General features: G+C 43.4%; 18 protein-coding genes. 10 read left to right on the forward strand and 8 right to left on the reverse strand.

Features of this window, described 5'->3' with window-relative positions; all coding sequences use genetic code 11:
* The first annotated feature begins 116 nt into the window (after positions 1-116).
* Positions 117-2360 (forward strand): peptidase U32 family protein, encoded by a 2244-nt coding sequence (locus BIT28_RS16225; RefSeq protein WP_075765561.1) that lies wholly within the window; start codon positions 117-119, stop codon positions 2358-2360.
* 251 nt (positions 2361-2611) lie between these two features.
* Here the strand turns inward: BIT28_RS16225 and BIT28_RS29605 are convergent, their stop codons facing one another.
* Positions 2612-2761: a hypothetical protein gene (locus BIT28_RS29605; RefSeq protein ID WP_175577549.1), complete on the reverse strand. Its 150-nt coding sequence runs from the start codon at positions 2759-2761 to the stop codon at positions 2612-2614.
* 273 nt (positions 2762-3034) lie between these two features.
* Here BIT28_RS29605 and BIT28_RS16230 point away from each other — a divergent pair, with 273 nt between their 5' ends.
* The gene (locus tag BIT28_RS16230; RefSeq protein ID WP_075765563.1) at positions 3035-4171 is read left to right on the forward strand and encodes a diguanylate cyclase; all 1137 of its coding nucleotides are present in this window, start codon (positions 3035-3037) and stop codon (positions 4169-4171) included.
* 11 nt (positions 4172-4182) lie between these two features.
* Here the strand turns inward: BIT28_RS16230 and BIT28_RS16235 are convergent, their stop codons facing one another.
* Positions 4183-4743, reverse strand: a complete 561-nt coding sequence (locus BIT28_RS16235; protein ID WP_075765565.1) for a TetR/AcrR family transcriptional regulator — start codon at positions 4741-4743, stop codon at positions 4183-4185.
* Positions 4744-4863: 120 nt separating this feature from the next.
* On the opposite strand from BIT28_RS16235, the gene BIT28_RS16240 reads away from it, so the two are divergent.
* Positions 4864-5415, forward strand: coding sequence for a dihydrofolate reductase family protein (locus tag BIT28_RS16240; protein WP_075765567.1), 552 nt, complete (start codon positions 4864-4866; stop codon positions 5413-5415).
* A 164-nt stretch (positions 5416-5579) separates the two neighbouring features.
* Here BIT28_RS16240 and BIT28_RS16245 read toward each other — a convergent pair whose 3' ends face one another.
* Positions 5580-5981, reverse strand: coding sequence for an H-NS family histone-like protein (locus tag BIT28_RS16245; protein ID WP_075765569.1), 402 nt, complete (start codon positions 5979-5981; stop codon positions 5580-5582).
* 613 nt (positions 5982-6594) lie between these two features.
* A complete protein-coding gene (locus BIT28_RS16255; RefSeq protein ID WP_075765573.1) occupies positions 6595-7209 on the reverse strand; it encodes a LysE family translocator in 615 nt (204 codons plus the stop codon).
* Between the two features lie 157 nt (positions 7210-7366).
* On the opposite strand from BIT28_RS16255, the gene BIT28_RS16260 reads away from it, so the two are divergent.
* The 4 genes from BIT28_RS16260 to BIT28_RS16275 all read left to right on the forward strand — a co-directional run bounded on the left by BIT28_RS16260 (position 7367) and on the right by BIT28_RS16275 (position 11122).
* Positions 7367-7954, forward strand: coding sequence for an AAA family ATPase (locus BIT28_RS16260; RefSeq protein WP_075765575.1), 588 nt, complete (start codon positions 7367-7369; stop codon positions 7952-7954).
* A gap of 140 nt (positions 7955-8094) precedes the next feature.
* Complete coding sequence (locus BIT28_RS16265) at positions 8095-9234, forward strand: hypothetical protein (RefSeq protein WP_075765577.1); 1140 nt, start codon at positions 8095-8097, stop codon at positions 9232-9234.
* Positions 9235-9371: 137 nt separating this feature from the next.
* Positions 9372-9908, forward strand: coding sequence for a GNAT family N-acetyltransferase (locus BIT28_RS16270; protein ID WP_075765579.1), 537 nt, complete (start codon positions 9372-9374; stop codon positions 9906-9908).
* A gap of 26 nt (positions 9909-9934) precedes the next feature.
* Positions 9935-11122 carry a MerR family transcriptional regulator gene (locus BIT28_RS16275; protein WP_075765581.1) on the forward strand — a complete coding sequence of 396 codons (1188 nt, stop codon included), beginning with the start codon at positions 9935-9937 and terminating at the stop codon, positions 11120-11122.
* A gap of 39 nt (positions 11123-11161) precedes the next feature.
* On the opposite strand, the gene BIT28_RS16280 is transcribed toward BIT28_RS16275, so the two are convergent.
* Complete coding sequence (locus tag BIT28_RS16280) at positions 11162-12067, reverse strand: LysR family transcriptional regulator (protein WP_175577550.1); 906 nt, start codon at positions 12065-12067, stop codon at positions 11162-11164.
* 108 nt (positions 12068-12175) lie between these two features.
* On the opposite strand from BIT28_RS16280, the gene accD reads away from it, so the two are divergent.
* Positions 12176-13042, forward strand: a complete 867-nt coding sequence (accD, locus tag BIT28_RS16285; protein ID WP_075765585.1) for an acetyl-CoA carboxylase, carboxyltransferase subunit beta — start codon at positions 12176-12178, stop codon at positions 13040-13042.
* Positions 13043-13094: 52 nt separating this feature from the next.
* On the opposite strand, the gene BIT28_RS16290 is transcribed toward accD, so the two are convergent.
* A complete protein-coding gene (locus tag BIT28_RS16290; protein ID WP_175577551.1) occupies positions 13095-13538 on the reverse strand; it encodes a DUF3319 domain-containing protein in 444 nt (147 codons plus the stop codon).
* A 168-nt stretch (positions 13539-13706) separates the two neighbouring features.
* Between BIT28_RS16290 and BIT28_RS16295 the strand changes: the two genes are divergently transcribed.
* On the forward strand, positions 13707-14189 hold the full coding sequence (locus tag BIT28_RS16295) for a hypothetical protein (protein WP_075765653.1): 483 nt from the start codon (positions 13707-13709) through the stop codon (positions 14187-14189).
* A 72-nt stretch (positions 14190-14261) separates the two neighbouring features.
* On the opposite strand, the gene BIT28_RS16300 is transcribed toward BIT28_RS16295, so the two are convergent.
* Positions 14262-15287: a zinc-binding alcohol dehydrogenase family protein gene (locus BIT28_RS16300; RefSeq protein WP_075765587.1), complete on the reverse strand. Its 1026-nt coding sequence runs from the start codon at positions 15285-15287 to the stop codon at positions 14262-14264.
* Positions 15288-15455: 168 nt separating this feature from the next.
* Here BIT28_RS16300 and BIT28_RS16305 point away from each other — a divergent pair, with 168 nt between their 5' ends.
* Positions 15456-16379 carry a LysR family transcriptional regulator gene (locus BIT28_RS16305; protein WP_075765589.1) on the forward strand — a complete coding sequence of 308 codons (924 nt, stop codon included), beginning with the start codon at positions 15456-15458 and terminating at the stop codon, positions 16377-16379.
* A gap of 11 nt (positions 16380-16390) precedes the next feature.
* Here BIT28_RS16305 and BIT28_RS16310 read toward each other — a convergent pair whose 3' ends face one another.
* A complete protein-coding gene (locus BIT28_RS16310; RefSeq protein WP_075765591.1) occupies positions 16391-17296 on the reverse strand; it encodes a helix-turn-helix domain-containing protein in 906 nt (301 codons plus the stop codon).
* Between the last annotated feature and the right edge of the window lie 11 nt (positions 17297-17307).

The following is a 17307-nucleotide window of genomic DNA, read 5'->3' on the forward strand; positions in this document are numbered from 1 at the left end:
AATACGTTTGGTTATCATTACCAACAGCCTGAATGGCAACATTGGTAATGAATAAAAGAACCACGTAGAATACGCCCCTTTGAAATATGCAATGTTAGAAAGTGGGTTATATCGCAATGAGAAATCAGTTTGAATTATTGGCACCAGGTGGCGATATTGAGTCGATAAAAGCGGCCATAGCAGCAGGTGCAGATGCGATATACTGCGGACTCGATAACTTCAACGCCAGAAATAGAGCGACAAATTTAACTTTTGATAACCTAAGTGGCGTTGTCAGACTGGCTCATGAACATAACTGCAAAATATTTCTAACATTAAATATCATCATTTTGGAAAGTGAAATTCCAGCGATTATTCGATTGCTGAACAAGCTGGTGAACACCAAGATTGATGGCGTTATCGTTCAAGATATAGGTCTGTTTTATATACTAAAAGAACATTTTAAAGATCTTGATGTTCATGCCTCGACACAGGCTAATACCCATAACGATGGTCAAATCTTCTTTCTAAATAGATTAACAGCAAGTCGAGTTAACTTATCTCGTGAGCTGAATATCAAAGAGATTAAGCATTTGGCTCATATAGGGCATGAAAATAATGTCCTGATGGAAGTGTTTGTTCACGGCTCTTACTGCATTGGCTTCTCTGGCCTGTGTTATATCAGTTCGGTAAAAAACGGCAGTTCGGGCAACCGTGGTAGATGCAGCCAGCCATGTCGAGACAAGTACCAGACGACCGAGGCTGGAAAAGATTATCCTCTTAATCTTAAAGATAACTCGGCTTATTCGAACCTTGAAGAGCTAGCCGATGCTGGGGTGTATTCGCTTAAAGTTGAGGGGCGAATTAAGAAGTCACACTATGTGTATACAGTCGTAGACAACTGGCGCAAACAAATTGACAATTTTTGTGATGGCAATGAGTTGTTTACTGATACCACTGAACTCTATACGGTGTTCAACCGTGACTTCTCAAATTCTTATCTGGTCGGTGATATCAATAAAAATATGTTTATTGATAACCCTCGCGACCACTCAGCCAAGCACTTTTCCAAAGTCTATAACTGCACAACGGAAGAGAGCGTAAATCAAGTCAAGAAAAAGCTCTATGATGATAAAACCGCTATTATCTCGACCGTAGCAGAGAAAATTAAAGACTTTAATACAGATAAGCTTCCGCTAAATATAAAGGTGTCTGTAGAGGCGAACTGTCCATTAACTGTATCGGTATCGACACCAGGTCGGACATTTAAAGTATATTCAGACAACCCGGTAATTCACTCAGATAAGTATACGCTAGAACAAGATGTAATAGAGAAATGGCTTAACAATCTGAATAATGCTGAATTCTATATTGAGTCATTGTGCGTAGACCATATTAAGGAAGGCGTATTTCTGCCGTTTAATGAGTTGACTGCGATTAAGGAACAAATATTCTTTAATTTAAATGGCGATAAAGCTCGTATTGCACCGATTGATGCGCCAAAGGTGAAGAAGTTACCTAAACTGCAGGACAAGCCGTCTTTGTCGGTACTGATCTCCTCGAAACAAGATATCGACCTGTGTGCTTCTACCTCGGCGGATATTTATTATCAGTTACCAGATTCTCTTCATCATGAACTTCCACGCTTGGTTGAGCTGTTTACTGAGAATGAACAGCTGATCCCGTGGTTCCCGTCAATTCTGATTGGCGACAACTATACCGCTGCTGTTGAGCTTCTTGAGCAGGTACAACCAAAACTGATCGTGACCAACAATACAGGTATTGCATACGCGGCCTTTGAAAAAGGTATTGATTGGATTGCTGGACCTTACCTCAATGTAACGAACTCTTTCAGCCTTCTGTGCATGAAGGAAGAGTTCAATTGTGTTGGCTCATTCATATCTAATGAAATCAACAAGAAGCAGATTAAGCCTATTGCAAGACCAGACAACTTCAAGTTGTTCTACAGTATCTATCACCCGATTCTGCTGATGACCAGCCGCCAGTGCCTGTTCCACCAGACAGTGGGCTGTAAGAAGAAAGCCTTTGATGCGAAGTGTCTTAGGAAGTGCAAAAAGTCAGCGTCGATTATCAATCTGAAAGAAGCCTCTTTCGTTCTTGATAAGCAAAAGGGCGATCACAACTCGCTTTATAGCGAACACAACTTCCTGAATACCGAGATTCCGTCTGATCTCGAAGGAATGTTTTCGAGCTTCTTTGTCGATCTAAGAGATATCAAAACGCAAACCAGCGTCAAAGAAGATAAAGCTAGCCTGGTAGAGCTTTTCCAGAGCCTAATCCATGGAGAGACAGAGGCCAAGCAGGCGCTAGGGCATGCCATCTATCCGACAACCAACGCGCAGTATAAGAAAGGACTGTAGGCCATTAAGAGCGTTTAGTTAAGAGGATAGGGAAATACAATAAGATGCCGTCTTGTGTAGAGAGCATAGGCGGCATAGTTGGAAATCTATATTGTAATTCACGTTAGAATTATTCGAAAGCGTATCTGGAATAGTAAATACTTGTATTTATGTAAGTTAATACCATCTCCATTCTTATAAAATAAACACTGGTTTGATTCATTTTTCATAAAAAGGCCACTATGGTGACCTTTATTAAGAGGTGCTAATTATTATGAGCTACTTTTTTTAGAGGATAACTGTTCTATCGTTTCTAATGCCAATTTGGTTACTCTGTCGAGCACTTCATCCATTGGTTTTTTTTCTACGTTGTTATCGTCTTCTTTTGGTTCCATGGGAACTTGTTTATGTGAATATTCCATGGTGCTGCCTTTCTATTTACCCTGCGATGCATATAAATGGTAATGGTAAAAGGATACGCATGAATAGCATGAATGTGGATAAAGGTGATCCTAGCTGTATTTTTAGCTAGATCAATATGCGCACATGTGCTCAAGGTAGGCTTGAGATTGTAATAAATCAACAAAACGAAGGTTGATTTTCGGGGTGAAGATCACGATTTGCGAGGTTGGTATAATCCAAAATATGTGGTCTCTATTGATGGATTTTCTAATTTGAGAGATGTATAACTGACAATGTACTCAGTAATCTATAAGAGGCTGATTTCAGTTTTTCTGCTCATCAGTGCAGGTGCCTTGGCCTTTCTATACTTTTTCTTTCTCTCATATTCAAATAGCCTCAAGGAGGAAAAAAGAGCGCAGTCCAAATATATCTCCGAAGTGGGTATCGGTATTATTGAGTCTTTTTATATTTTGGCCTCGCAAGGAGAGGTCAGCGTTGAGGATGCTCAAACCCTGGCGATGAACGCGCTTGAGTCGGCGACATTCGGTGAAAATGGATATTATTGGATTAATAGTGGAGATGGTGTATTGCTTATGCAGCCCTACACTCCAGAGAGAGTTGGTATCAACCAGATTGATTGGGTTGATAGTAATGGTGCGCAAGTTTTCAGGGACTTTATTGGGAAAGCGAAAAACGGGGGAGGATGGGTTTCCTACTCTTGGCCAAAGCCACATTCAGATCTGGAATACCCCAAGATTTCCTATATATCCTATTTTAAACCTTGGGATTGGGCGCTTGGAACGGGCATTTATCTTGATGATATGCTCGAAAATATCCATCGTATAATATTAAAAGCATCAGGCGTTTTACTTGTTAGCTTTATTTCTTTTGTTGTTCTGGTGTTGCTTCTCGTCAATTATTTTGTTCGACAGCTTGAAGATGTGGCCATTCGAGACACTTTAACGAACCTTTATACGAAAAGATTTCTAGGTGAAATATTACCCACCATAATCAGTAGACGACAACGAGACAAAGAGAATCTCCTGGCGATTATCTTTTTAGATATTGACCACTTTAAATCGATTAATGATCGCTTTGGCCACAAGTGCGGTGATGAGGTGTTAGCCAAGGTTGCGAAAGTAATGGTAGACAATATAAGGAGTAACGATTATTGCGTTCGCTTTGGTGGTGAGGAGTTTGTGATTGTAGGCTTTTTCGAGAATGAAGAAGCCGCCTTTAACTGTGCAGAGCGTGTAAGGCGGAAAACTTCACGATTAAAATTCAAACATAATCACGTCGCTTTTGATATCACGATCAGCGCGGGGGTTGCAATCAATGATGACGATGAGTCCTTTCAGGAGGCTTTATCCCGTGCTGATGAAAAGCTGTATTACGCTAAACATTCAGGCCGAAATATCGTTGTTGTTTAATAGGGCTAAATTCAAGCATTTTCCAGCGCTATGCAATACAACTCGAGGGGACCTTTGATCATTTCTATGTTCAGCGTCGAATGACTCTTATTGCACTGTGACGCAAGCGCATAGCCGTGAAGATAGTCGGCCAACAGATCCAGTGCGTTCTTCGCTGATTCAGGGTCTAGGTCTAATGGTTCGACTACGACACGGAATCGCTCGATAAATACCTCTGCAGGGCTGTGTGAGTCCATACCTAGCAGTGTTTCTAACAACCCGGGATAACGGCTTAATAGCGTTAAGTAGCTTTTGCACAGTTGATTGAGTTCTGATTTCCAGTCATCACTCACCTTCGGCTCAAAGATATCTTCGATCAATGAAGTAGTGATCGCTTCCAAGAGTGCATTCTTGTTGTTGAAATAATGGTAAATCGCCATTGCATCAACACTGAGGCTTGCTGCTAGCTTACGGATACTGGGGATCTTCCCGTCTTCCTGCATCAATCTCTTTGCCATGTCCATGATGGCTTCTTTACTGAGCTGGCTGCTCGATCCTTTAGGTCGTCCGCGTTTTTTATCCTTGACAGACATTCTTTCTCCTCGCTAGACTAACATTAATTCTACGATGTAGAATTAATTGTAACTCAAACTGAACTTAAAGCCAAGAAAGGGGCTAAGGTGAGTTCGGTAATAATTAGAAAGAGCAAAAATATGAAATGTTCAGTATATATCGCAACCAGTGTTGATGGTTTTATTGCAAAAAAGGATGGCAGTGTTGATTGGTTACACACAGCTGGCAAGCCTGACGTTGAGGTCGATACCGGCTGGGATGACTATTTAGCTTCTGTTGATTGCCTGATTATGGGCCGCTCCACCATGGACGTTATTTCCGCTATGGACCTGACACCTGAGCAATGGCCGTATGGTGATATGCGGATCATTGCGCTTAGCAATACACTGAAAGAAGCGCCAGACAATATGAAGGGTAGAGTAGAGATGTACTCTGGTGATATTGATTCTTTGATAACACGCCTCGAGAGCGAAGGTCATAGGCATGCCTATATCGATGGTGGTGCGACTATTCAGGCTTTTCTTAACCTTGAGCTAATCAATGAAATCACCATTACCCGTGCTCCAGTGCTATTGGGCGAAGGGATCCCGCTGTTTGGTAAAATGTCAAAGGAGATCAAACTGGAACAAGCGAAGGCGACTGCATTTGCTAACGATTTTGTTCAGGTGACGTATATGGTTAACTATCAATGAACCAAGGTTCCATTAATAACGAGCACCTTGCGATAGTTTAGGTATAGATGATTTCAAGTTATATGGATGTGCTACGGTAAGAAGTCATACTTTTTGGGAACAGGTAGCTTGGGTATAAAAAGTGTGAGCGCAAGTGAAAGCCCCGCGAGTCGGGGCTTTACTGATTAGATCAGAAAATCATCTAGTGATTTTCCTTCACTTTCGATAGCTTCCTTCAGAGGTGAAGGCATGCGACCTTGGCCTGTCCAGGTACGCTCTTCACCATCAACGGTGAATTTATACTTCGCTGGACGAGGTGCACGCTTTGCTTTTTTAGGTGCGTCGGCCAGAGTAGCTAGCAACTCTTCTGGATCGATGCCATCTGCGATTAACATCTCGCGGTATGCTTTTAATTTTTCTTCTTTTTCTTTGTCTGCCTGGCGAGATTCTGCTTCAGCTTCTTCACGCTCAGTAACCACAGTTTGTAGTTTCTCAAGGGCTTCTTTAAGTTGCTCTAGCGTGAATTCTTCTCGTGCAGCGGCGCGCAGAGAACGCAGGTTTAGTAGTGTCTTAAAAATGTCACTCATAATATTAATGTTGATAGTCAATAAAACGGGTACTTTACACTAAATCAAGCCATTGGACTATTAATCACAAAAATACTTGTAATGTTTTTGGACATTTATGCGAGGGAAGATGAGATATGAGCGATTTCTTTCCCCAAAAAACTAGATCTACATATTGTCAGCAATCCTCATGTATCTTCGACATCTGTCCCAAGGTTGCGGATTGTTTGTCTAATTGATCTGGCTTGATATCAATTGAAGAGGTGGTGATGCCGGACTATTAACCAATCATTATAAGATAAGATTATCTAGTTCAACCTTAATTGATGTTATCGTTTTTTTAAGCGCTGTGGATAGGTAATAGCCTATAGCAAGCGAGATAGAGTATGTCATTAAATAGCTTGGGTTTACGTCCTTATTTAGCTCATTTAAGAATAACGCTAATATAGCGCTACAAACAAAAGTCAGTATCCAGTAGTTGGCACGAGCATGTGTTAGGCTATCTCTTAATTTGTCTACAGTCATAACGGTACTCCATATTTTTCGAGTTGTTTGTCCTCTTTGGTTTAATAAGTATGGAGTGTTCATACCGATAGTTATAATCGTTTAGGCTTATCAATTTGATAGGTTGAACCTATTGGCGACTAAACAGCAAGTTAGCACCAGAAAAGACTAAAAATAGTGAACAAGCCTTGTTAAAACGCTTTGCCATTTTTGGTTTCGAGAACCAATGCCTTAGGTATAAGCCAAAGAATGCGTAGATTGAGATTGCCAGCATTTCTAATAGGAGAAATGTACCACCCAACATGAAAAACTGCGCGTTTACGTTAGCTTTTACGTCTACGAACTGGGGCAGGAAGGCTGTAAAAATTAGGATAGCTTTTGGATTACCTGCTGCCAGTGCAAACTCTTGCCTTGCTAACCCTGGAAGACTTTTATTTCGCTTGATATCAGCGACTGGACTGGATTCTGAACGCCAAAGGTTAAAGGCTATCCATAGCAAATAAATTGCACCCGCCAGTTTAATAAGAAAGAACAATGCTTCCGATGTGTATAACACGACAGCTAGCCCTGAAGCTGCGAGAGCAATCATTCCTGAAAATGCAATGATTCGGCCTAGTCCAGCTATAAAAGCGGATTTGAATCCATAGCATCTTGAGTTATTCATAGATAAAAGGTTATTAGGTCCCGGTGTCATGTTGAGTGCAAAACACGCAGGTATAAAGAGCAGCAACTTCCAAATTTCCATAATGTCTTCCTTGCGAAACTAAAATCCTTTTATACTTTGATAGGCAGCTTACCATACCAAGATCAAACGGGGAGAACTTCAGCAAGACCATTGTCCAACAGATGTCTTTTTTATTGGCTAAGCTTCTTAGATCACAGGAAGCGAGTTAGAGCCAAATATGAAAAAACAGCTGAAAGTTGTGGTAACGGGTGGCCCGGGTGGAGGAAAAACCACAGCGTTGGATCTCTTTCGCAGAGAGTTGGGCGATAAAATTGCCGTTGTTCCCGAGGCTGCAACTGTCCTTTTCTCCGGAGGTATACCGCGCTCTGACAATGAGCAAATGGTTAAGATAATTCAGAAAACGATTTTCCAGTTGCAGAAAAATTTCGAAGAAATCCATAAGAAGCAGTTTCCGGATAGATTGCTGGTTTGTGATCGCGGGTCATTAGACGGGCTGGCCTACTGGCCAGGTACGGAGACTGATTTTTTTAAGGGGGTAAATTCAACTTTTGAGCATGAAATTGCTCGCTACGATGCCGTGATTTTTTTTGAATCAGCGGCAATCACCGGGCATGACATTAGCAGTAACAACCCGGTAAGAAACGAGTCTACAGATCAGGCCGCTCAATTAGATGTTAAGTTGCAAAAGATTTGGTCCAGGCATCCTCATTTCTATTTTGTAAGTAGCTCGGAGTCTTTTGTTCGCAAGATCATGTTTGGCATCATGACTATAGAGAATGTGATAAACATGCACCGTAGACCGTGAGGCAAACTAGCTGGTATAGCCACTTCAGAGCCTGAGTCACAATAATTAGTATGGATTCTATATTTTATCTTGGCTTTATCGAACAGTGATAACTCGAGGCTGCGTGATATCCGGAGACTTTGTACTGGGCTTATCGTGGTATGAATAGAAATCTTTACATTGTTTTATTCTTCTTGTTGGCTCTTGTCTTCTTAGGGGCCTGTAGCTCCTCCACGCCAAAGACATTTGTCGATAGTACGCTGTTTGGTGAGCATGTGTTCACAACAGTAGATTCTGAGGTCGCTCGTTACTATCTCGATAATTACCTGCAAGGTGAGCGCAGCAACCGGGAGCTGGATAGGAGGATTTCAGGGCTTTACAGCCAACACAGACATACCATCCCATCGCGCGAAGAACTGAAAGGCATTTCACAAGAATACTCTGTCGATTTTGCCTCACTGTTTCTTGCTGATCTTTTATTAAAGAATGAATGCAATAAAAAACTGAATAAAGCATTCATGCTTCAGTTGGACAATCCAGCCATCACTGGTTTGAATTATTCTTCCTATACACTGCTTTTTGTACCAGGTTGGGACTATGCAGAAAGTGGGCATTTGACCGGGGCGGATTTCAACGCTCCCCGGGCAATGGCAACCAAGCTAGGGGTTGAAAATTATCTTGTTGAGCTTCCACCTACAGGCTCTGTTGAACAAAATGCAGAGTATCTGGCAAAGGATATTATTCACCATGGCCGAGCAGGGAAAGGGATCATTCTTGCTGGTGCTAGTTCGGCGGGCCCCGCTATCCATCTTGCTCTAGCAGAGTTGCTCAGTGAAAAAGAGAGGGGAGTGGTTAAGGCCTGGCTTAATCTCGGTGGAATACTGCAGGGCAGCCCTCTGATTGACTACTACCAAAAGTGGCCTCACCGCTGGTTTTTCAATCTTGCTGTCTGGGATCAAGGCTGGGATAAAGAAGCTATTTTAAGTATGGGAACTAGCCTCAGCAGAAGTCGTTTTTCTCGCCTAAGGATAGAGTCTGATCTTTTAATCATTAACTACTTAGGTATTCCGCTCTCCGGCCAACTAAGCAAATTCTCTATAGAAAAGTACCCATTATTGAAGCCTGAGGGCCCCAATGACGGGCTCACTTTACTTACAGATGCGATTGCGCCCAATAGCATGACGATTGTTGCTCTTGGCAGTGATCATTACTTCGCAGAAGACCCTGAAATAGATGAAAAAACCATCGCACTCATGGCGCTGATAATGACATATTTAGATAAAGGTATGACAGGCTGTTAGCTGTCTAAGTTCTCAGCATGAACAATGGATTTATGACGGCATATCTTTTCTTGATAGACTTTTCGTTTATCCATACTTGACCTGTCTACAGCTCTACAGTTTATGCTTGGCAGCATGAATTAAGAGAGGACTAAACAATGAACTATAGCCCGTATGAGCCAAGTCAGGCTGAAGAAGTTATTGGCTTATTTACCCAGACTTTTTCTGATTCAGAAGGGGAGGCCGAAGGTAAGTTGATTGGTGAGTTGGTCAAAGAGTTGATCGAGACAACCGATAGCAATGACTTATATGTCTTTGTGGCCAATGACAACAACAGAGTGGTGGGGAGCATTCTGTTTACCCGACTGACGTTTGAATCTGACAAACTGGTATTCCTGCTAGCCCCAGTAGCGGTGCGTACTGACTATCAGGGGCAGGGTATTGGTCAGGAACTGATCAAGGTTGGCTTGCAGGCGATAAAGAACCAAGGTGCAGAGTTAGCTTTCACTTATGGTGATCCTGCTTTTTACTCTAAAGTAGGCTTCCGGCAGGTAACTGAAGATCAGTTTAAAGCGCCATTGTCTTTATCTTATCCGCATGGCTGGCTCGCTCAGTCTCTGACCGAGCAAGAGCTAACACCTATTGCCGGGTGCTCGAAGTGTGTTCCGGCGTTTAACAAACAAGCGTTGTGGTAAAACGCAGCAGAGTGTAAGGCTTTAATATGTATCGGATATCTCAACTGGCTGAAATGCTGGGATTATCAAGAACAACCTTGCTGTATTACGAAAAGCAGGGGTTGATCCAGGGGCAGCGGCTGGATAATGGTTATCGGAGCTATACCGACAAAGACTTACAACGACTAAAGCTGCTGCAAAAGCTACAGGCTGGAGGCTTGACACTAAAAGAGTGTCAGGCCTGCCTGGATGAAAAGGTTGAGCGCGGTATTTTGGTTGAACGCTTGCGCCAATTGGATGAAGAGATTGCTCAGAAGCAGAAGTCACGTCAACTACTTGCTGCCTTGTTGGGTGAAAGCAGCCTGACAGACTGGCATGAAATGCTGGAGCAGCAAGCGCCCGAGGCGCACTTGGAATGGTTAATCAAACAAGGCTTCGATGAGAAGCAGGCGATGAGACTGAAATGGTTGTCGAAAGATATGAATAGTCACGAACAGTACATGCACGATTTTAATTTGGTTTTCAAAGCGCTGGAGCGATGGGGACCGGGATCTGAGGCTGATACGCTTAAGGCGTTTGAACGGCTGCCTTATAACCCGCAAAAAGTACTAGAAATTGGCTGTGGACAGGGAGTTGCGACTAAGGTGCTAGCAGCCAAGGTTTTAGCACAGCATAGCCAAGCAACAATTACCGCCGTGGATAATGAAGAATTTGCTCTGCAAACTTTGATGAATACGCTGAAAGAGCAAGGGATTGGTGATCGGGTTTCGACAGTATGTGCCAATATGGAAAAACTGCCTTTTGAACCAGAGAGTTTTGATCTTATCTGGAGTGAGGGTAGTGCATATATCATGGGGGTAAACAATGCCCTAACAGCTTGGCGTCCTTTGCTGAAAAAACACGGAGTATTAGTATTTAGTGATTTGGTTTGGAGAAACACCTCACCAAGTGAAAATGCCTTAGCATTTTGGCAAAAGGAATACCCGGATATGACAACGGCAGCTCAGCGAATAGAACAGGCAGAGCAAGCTGGTTACGAAGTAATAGATAGTTTTGCATTATGTGATGAGAGCTGGCGGAATTATTATGCCCCGCTGGAGAGCAGAGTCGATGCACTAAAAGAGCAGTTGCAAGGCTCTATTGCATTAGACGATTTTAGGCGCGAGCTGTCGGCCTTTCATTCTCACTCAGACGAGTTTGATTATCAGATGTTTATTCTTAGGGCTTGTAATTGATATTCAGACAAAGCATGTCACTACAGTTGTTCTTTGTATCTACGCACTTTTAACGATATTTGCTTGGTGCCGTAAATGTTCAATAAACATAGGGATCTTTTTTGCTAAGTGTTTTCTGGAAGCATAAAAGGCGTACAAAACTAGATCTTCAGGCTCGTATTCCAATTGTAGAATTTCCAGAGAGCCAGCTTCTATCTCATCACGACAGGATTCGGTTGGTAGTATCGCAACCCCAAAACCAGCTAATGCACCTGATTTGGCAAGGTACCCGCTATTGACCTTAAATGAAGACTGTACCTTTTGAGTAATAAGTTCACCTTTAGCGCTTTTGAAAACCCAGGGTGTACCATTTAATGCGGTAAAGCTATTGATGCACGGAACGTGTTTCAAATCGGTAACCTGAAAAGGTCTTGGAAAGGTTTGTAGGAGTTTTGGGGATGCGACAACAGCACTTGGCCAGCGTTTAACCTCCTTGGCTACCCAATTATTGTCTTCGAGCTTTCCTCGGTGAAAGCTTAAAATGACATCAAACCCATCGAGTAAATCTTCTTTCGGGCTGATGCTCGTATCGCAACATAATGAAATTGAGGGATGCTGGGTACAAAAAGAAACCACTGCTTGGGCTAAAGCAGGCGAGTCTGGCATTAGAATGTTGAGTTGTCCCATGACTTTATGGGAGTGTTGCGTCACTTCCTCAAGTGCATCATTTAACTTGTCCAGCAATGGCTGTGTTCGCAAATAAAGGTGTTCCCCTGCATCTGTCGGAGCAATTTTGCGAGTGGTCCTGTCAAATAGTCGTGTACCCAGTCGTTCTTCCAGTAAAGCAATATGGCGACTGACATTTGATGTTGGCAAGCAAAGAAACTCCGCCGCTCTCTTAAAGCTGTTGTTCTCATAGACACAGTGAAAACTTTTTATCCATTGCTGGTCAATCTTCTCAAGCATTTCCGTTAATCCCATAATGTTGGATTATTAAGCCCATAACAGGCACTTTATTATCATAAATAGGCTTATACAATACTCCTTACTAAAGTTATCTGGAAAAGATTGCCCATGAGTTGGCTAGAAAAGCTATTTGATAAAAAGAACATTATTAGTACACGTAAAGCGCCGATACCAGAGGGTATATGGACTAAATGTACTTCATGTGGTCAGACTCTTTATCGTAAAGCTCTCGAGGAGAGTCTGGAGGTGTGCCCGAAATGCAACCATCATATGAGAATGGCTGCACGACCTCGCTTAGACAGTTTTCTGGATAAAGGAGGGCGGGTTGAGGTTGCTAGAGAGCATGAGCCTAAAGACTTGCTGAATTTTAAGGACCTGAAACGTTACAAGGAGCGCCTTGCTCTAGCCCAGAAAAATACAGGGGAAAAAGATGCCTTAATTGCGATGAAAGGAAAGCTTCTGGGCTTACCTGTTGTCGCCTGTGCATTCGAATTTTCTTTTATGGCGGGCTCAATGGGTTCAGTTGTCGGCGCTCGTTTTGTACATGCAGTTGATGCCGCAATAGACGCAAATTGTGGATTGGTTTGTTTTTCGGCTTGTGGTGGAGCCCGTATGCAAGAGTCATTAATGGCTTTAATGCAAATGGCAAAAACGAGTGCAGCTTTGAACCGTTTATCAAATGCAAGATTACCTTATATATCTGTACTAACCGATCAAACTTTTGGAGGTGTATCGGCAAGTTTAGCTATGCTGGGCGATATCAATATTGGTGAACCCAGCGCGAGAATTGGTTTTGCAGGGCGTCGTGTGATTGAACAAACGGTACGAGAAAAGTTACCTGATGATTTTCAACAAAGTGAGTTCCTTCTGGAGCATGGTGCTTTAGATATGATTGTTGATAGACGTGATATGCGCAAACGAGTTGGAGGACTAATAGCTAAAATGACAAATACTACCGTTTCACTAGAAACATAGTTTAAAGATTCTGTAGCGAAGCGGGCTCAACAAGCTGTTTCAAGTTAACCTGCTAGTACCTCGTCCTTCTGATGGCGAGGTTTATCTGCTCTTCAATGGCAGATTTAGTGCCTTTAAGTAATTTACCTTTGTGCAGCATGTACCAGCCATTTTTTTCACCGGTATCGTTGATGATTTTGAACCCACGATAGATGACGATTTCTCGGCGTATGCGGGGAGGAGGAATGATTGTGTCGGCTTCTTTTTGCGGCAAAATCATTTTTCTATCACACCACCAATCGATACTGGTTTTGATAAAGTCCAGATCACCACTAACGACATTATTGTTTATTTTTGCCTTCCAGCTATCAATACCGCCATCTGCATTCTCTAGTAGGAAGTCCCCGTAAGAACGCCTTTCTACTGGTGGTAGTGGGAGCTGCGACTCTCCGCGTTTAGATACCATTGAGTGGTTAGAAGAACTAAGGAGATTAGAAAACAGTTGCTTGATAGACATTGTCATTTATTCCCTAAATTTCTGAATATAAATAACCTTAATTTCTAATGTTGGAGAAAATGAGGACAGAATAAGGAAGAAAAAAGGAAGCTGATAACGCTATTCCTTATAACATGTATATGATATATATTATTAATCGCATTCGCAGTAACGGTGGTGATGGTTGATATGAACGATTTTGACTTTTTTGTGTTAGCGCGAGTATTGCATGTGTTTGGTGTCGTGATGTGGATTGGCGGCGTCGCGTTTGTGACGACGGTACTTATCCCGTCGCTGAGAAGAGTGTCAAATGCGGAAAACCGCTTGGATTTGTTTGAGCAATTAGAAGGACGGTTCAGTTTTCAGGCGAAAATCACCACATTGATAACCGGCGCGTCGGGATACTATATGCTGGAGGTGATGAACGCTTGGGATCGTTATCTATTACCCCAGTTTTGGTGGATGCATTTAATGACGTTCGTCTGGATGATTTTCACTATGGTACTGTTTGTTCTGGAGCCTTTGGTATTGCATCGCTGGTTTCACCAACAAGCACAAAAAAACAGCGAGCGGGCATTTGTCTGGTTGCATCGAATGCACCAAGTATTGCTCAGCCTAAGCTTGATTGCTGTGCTTGGCGCTGTGGCAGGGGCGAATGGTTATCAGTTTTGAGGGTTGCGTTTACTCTTATCGCAAGTAATTAACCCGCCATCTGACGGGTTAATAAACTACAATGCACAGGGTTTAAAAACCTTCGAGTACCACTTTCCCGATTGATTTACCCGACTCGATATACGCGTGGGCCTTTTTTAGGTTCTCGGCATTTATCTTGCCAAAGTGCTGGCCAAGAGTTGTGACAAGCTCGCCATCGTCAATCATTGATGAAACTGAATTCAATAGTTGGCGCTGTTTATCCATATCTTCTGTCTGGTAGAGAGAACGGGTGAACATCAGTTCCCAGTGCAAAGATAGCGATTTTCTTTTTAGCTTCATGATATCCAGAGGCTCTGTTGGATCATCGATGAGTGCTAGATGTCCTTGCGGTGCTAATGCTTCGACAATCTGGTCAAAATGAGCCTGAGTGTGTGTCAAGCTGATCACATGGGTAACGTCATCAACCTCAATTCGTTTTAGCTCTTCCGTTAACGGTTTGGAGTGATCAATCACATAATCAGCGCCAAGCTCGGTCACCCATTTTTGACTTTCTGGCCGAGAAGCGGTTCCGATGATGGTGGCATTGGTTAGTTTGGCTGCAAGCTGAGTAAGGATTGAACCGACACCACCAGATGCACCGATGATCAGCAAACGTACCTTGGCAGATGTTTCGGCGTTAGGAGTAAGATCGAACTGCAGACGATCGAAGAGCAATTCCCAGGCAGTGATTGCGGTCAAAGGTAGGGCTGCTGCTTGGGTGTCAGAGACTGTGGTTGGCTGCTTGCCGACAATACGTTCGTCAACAAGATGATATTCAGCGTTTGTTCCGGAACGGGAAATATCACCGGCGTACCAAACCTTATCACCAACCTGGTAATGCTCAACCTCTTCGCCAACGGCAGTCACTTCGCCAACAGCATCCCAGCCAAGCACTTTATACTGACCTTCCTCTGGTGCGGCACTTGCTCTGACCTTGGTATCGACCGGGTTGACTGAAACCGCCTTTACCTTTACCAGTAAGTCACGGCCTGTCGCCGTTGGTGTCGGTAGCTCGAAATCCACGAGTGCATCTTGCTGGTCAATACTTTTTGGGGCTAGGTATCCGATGGCTTTCATGACTATTCTCTCTTTCTCGTATATGGGCTAACGCTAAAGTATGGTAGCCACTGGCGCTAGCTTTGTTGGATATTGAATTGTTGCAGTGATAATAGGAGAGAAAGTGCTAAGCAAAAAGATGGTAATGGTTTAAACTTTTTCAATATATTTTTGAAAATATTGCATGCTATGAATACGTCTGATCTTGAACTATTTATTCGAACCGCTGATTGCGGCAGTATCACTGCCGCGGCAGGCTTGCTGGATACCAGTCCGGCTGCAGCAAGTGCGGCGTTGAAGCGGCTTGAGAAACAACTAGGGGTTGAGCTTTTTATTCGTTCGACCCGTCAGTTACGCATTACCGCGGAAGGTGAGCGTTTTCTGCTGCATTGCCGTCAGGCAATTGAATCGCTGGAATATGCCAAGGCATCACTCGTCGAAATGCAAGGAGAGATAGCAGGTGAGGTCCGTATGTCGGTGTCTTCGGATCTGGGACGCAACATGATTTTGCCTTGGTTGGATGAAGTGATGGATAGCAATCCGGCACTCAGTGTACAGCTTAGCCTGGGAGATTCGCTGGCTGATTTTTATATGGACAGGGTTGATGTGGCTCTGCGCTACGGCCAGCCGGAAGATTCCTCGATGGTGGCTTTCCAGTTAACAGCGGTAGATCGGATTTTGTGCGCGGCGCCTGAATATCTTGAGCGTCATGGCGCACCACAGACTCCGGATGAGCTTCTTGAGCATAATTGCTTGCTATATCGGCTTGGCGATCAGATTTTCAACCAGTGGGAGTTTACGAGCAAGATCTCCGGGCAATCAGAATCTTCAAAGAAAGTGAAGGTGAGCAGCAACCGGGTCTGTAATGATGGTGATATTGTCAGGCGTTGGGTGGTTGCCGGTAAAGGTATAGCGTTGAAATCAAGGTTGGATATGTTTTCTGATCTGAAAGCCGGGCGAGTGGTAGAAGTCATGCCCGGTTTTAGAGCAAAATCAACGAGCTTGTGGTTGATTTGCCCCAGCCGCAAACAGGTGACCCCCGCAGTATTATTACTGCGGGATAAGTTGCGTGAGAAGTTTAAGCACTTGCTCGAAAGCGAGTCTGTACGCTGATTGCATGGCTGTTAGCTTACGATTTCGACAGGTAACTGAAGCTCTATTTCCTCTAAGTCAAATTGTTTCCCTTTAGGTGCGTTTCGTAAATATTCGATGGTGTGCCCTTGATCGCTGAGTTCATAGCCCTCGAGGATAGCTCGGCGGTAGAGTTCATCCCATACTGCGTGGTATCCAACATCACTACTGATAAGGGCTTTGCAGCATAAGAATGCGCCAGCAGATACGGTAAAGTTTGCTTTGTCAGCCGTCGTAAAAGCCTCGCCGACAAGAAGTGTAATATCGTTAAAATGCTTGCTTAGCTCTTCAACATTCGTCGTGACGATAACTTCATACTCTTCTCCATCACTTGGTGCATTCATCAGCTTCTCAAAATCAGGAACACTGTATTTTTGGGCCGGGAGAAAACGCTCAGGGTAAGTGCGTAGCTCGGTTTCAAGCTTTTCGGCGATCTGTGATTCTATCGTTTGATGTGATTGTGCCGTCGGATGGCCAAGCTTCTTATAAATTTCTGCTAAATCATCAAAGTCTTTCGAGTCTCGTAATTTTCGTATCGCCTTGGCTGACGTATTAAGCTCTCTTTTCAGTGCTTTGGCTAGTGCCTGCGAAGATGAAAAGCCACTTCCGACAGCAATATCGGTAATGCTATCTGAGCTATACACCAGTTTTTCAACAACGGTTTGCAGGCGAAGTCTTCGCATGTATTGCCCCGGTGCCTCGTTGAATGCTGCACGAAAAACGCGATGGAAATGGTGAGGCGAGATTGCACAGGCAACGGCAATCTCTTCCCAGGCCAACGCGGGTGATTGTTCCGACGACTTATACAGCATATAGATCGCTTTTTCGAACCGGCTTTTCCAGTGTTCCGGTAATTCTTCAATCAGAGCAAGCTCGGGAACAAGGTGTTGTGTATCCATAACGTTAACCT

Source organism: Photobacterium proteolyticum (genome assembly GCF_001939735.1).
Taxonomy (GTDB): domain Bacteria; phylum Pseudomonadota; class Gammaproteobacteria; order Enterobacterales; family Vibrionaceae; genus Photobacterium; species Photobacterium proteolyticum.

Coding starts and splice junctions, on each gene's coding strand:
- BIT28_RS16290 (WP_175577551.1), bottom strand. CDS start 13,538: ATGTCTATCAAGCAACTGTTTTCTAATCTCCTTAGTTCTTCTAACCAC.
- accD (WP_075765585.1), top strand. CDS start 12,176: ATGAGTTGGCTAGAAAAGCTATTTGATAAAAAGAACATTATTAGTACA.
- BIT28_RS16300 (WP_075765587.1), bottom strand. CDS start 15,287: ATGAAAGCCATCGGATACCTAGCCCCAAAAAGTATTGACCAGCAAGAT.
- BIT28_RS16310 (WP_075765591.1), bottom strand. CDS start 17,296: ATGGATACACAACACCTTGTTCCCGAGCTTGCTCTGATTGAAGAATTA.
- BIT28_RS16245 (WP_075765569.1), bottom strand. CDS start 5,981: ATGAGTGACATTTTTAAGACACTACTAAACCTGCGTTCTCTGCGCGCC.
- BIT28_RS16255 (WP_075765573.1), bottom strand. CDS start 7,209: ATGGAAATTTGGAAGTTGCTGCTCTTTATACCTGCGTGTTTTGCACTC.
- BIT28_RS16295 (WP_075765653.1), top strand. CDS start 13,707: ATGAACGATTTTGACTTTTTTGTGTTAGCGCGAGTATTGCATGTGTTT.
- BIT28_RS16275 (WP_075765581.1), top strand. CDS start 9,935: ATGTATCGGATATCTCAACTGGCTGAAATGCTGGGATTATCAAGAACA.
- BIT28_RS16280 (WP_175577550.1), bottom strand. CDS start 12,067: ATGCTTGAGAAGATTGACCAGCAATGGATAAAAAGTTTTCACTGTGTC.
- BIT28_RS16265 (WP_075765577.1), top strand. CDS start 8,095: ATGAATAGAAATCTTTACATTGTTTTATTCTTCTTGTTGGCTCTTGTC.
- BIT28_RS16260 (WP_075765575.1), top strand. CDS start 7,367: ATGAAAAAACAGCTGAAAGTTGTGGTAACGGGTGGCCCGGGTGGAGGA.
- BIT28_RS16305 (WP_075765589.1), top strand. CDS start 15,456: ATGAATACGTCTGATCTTGAACTATTTATTCGAACCGCTGATTGCGGC.
- BIT28_RS16225 (WP_075765561.1), top strand. CDS start 117: ATGAGAAATCAGTTTGAATTATTGGCACCAGGTGGCGATATTGAGTCG.
- BIT28_RS29605 (WP_175577549.1), bottom strand. CDS start 2,761: ATGGAATATTCACATAAACAAGTTCCCATGGAACCAAAAGAAGACGAT.
- BIT28_RS16235 (WP_075765565.1), bottom strand. CDS start 4,743: ATGTCTGTCAAGGATAAAAAACGCGGACGACCTAAAGGATCGAGCAGC.
- BIT28_RS16230 (WP_075765563.1), top strand. CDS start 3,035: ATGTACTCAGTAATCTATAAGAGGCTGATTTCAGTTTTTCTGCTCATC.
- BIT28_RS16240 (WP_075765567.1), top strand. CDS start 4,864: ATGAAATGTTCAGTATATATCGCAACCAGTGTTGATGGTTTTATTGCA.
- BIT28_RS16270 (WP_075765579.1), top strand. CDS start 9,372: ATGAACTATAGCCCGTATGAGCCAAGTCAGGCTGAAGAAGTTATTGGC.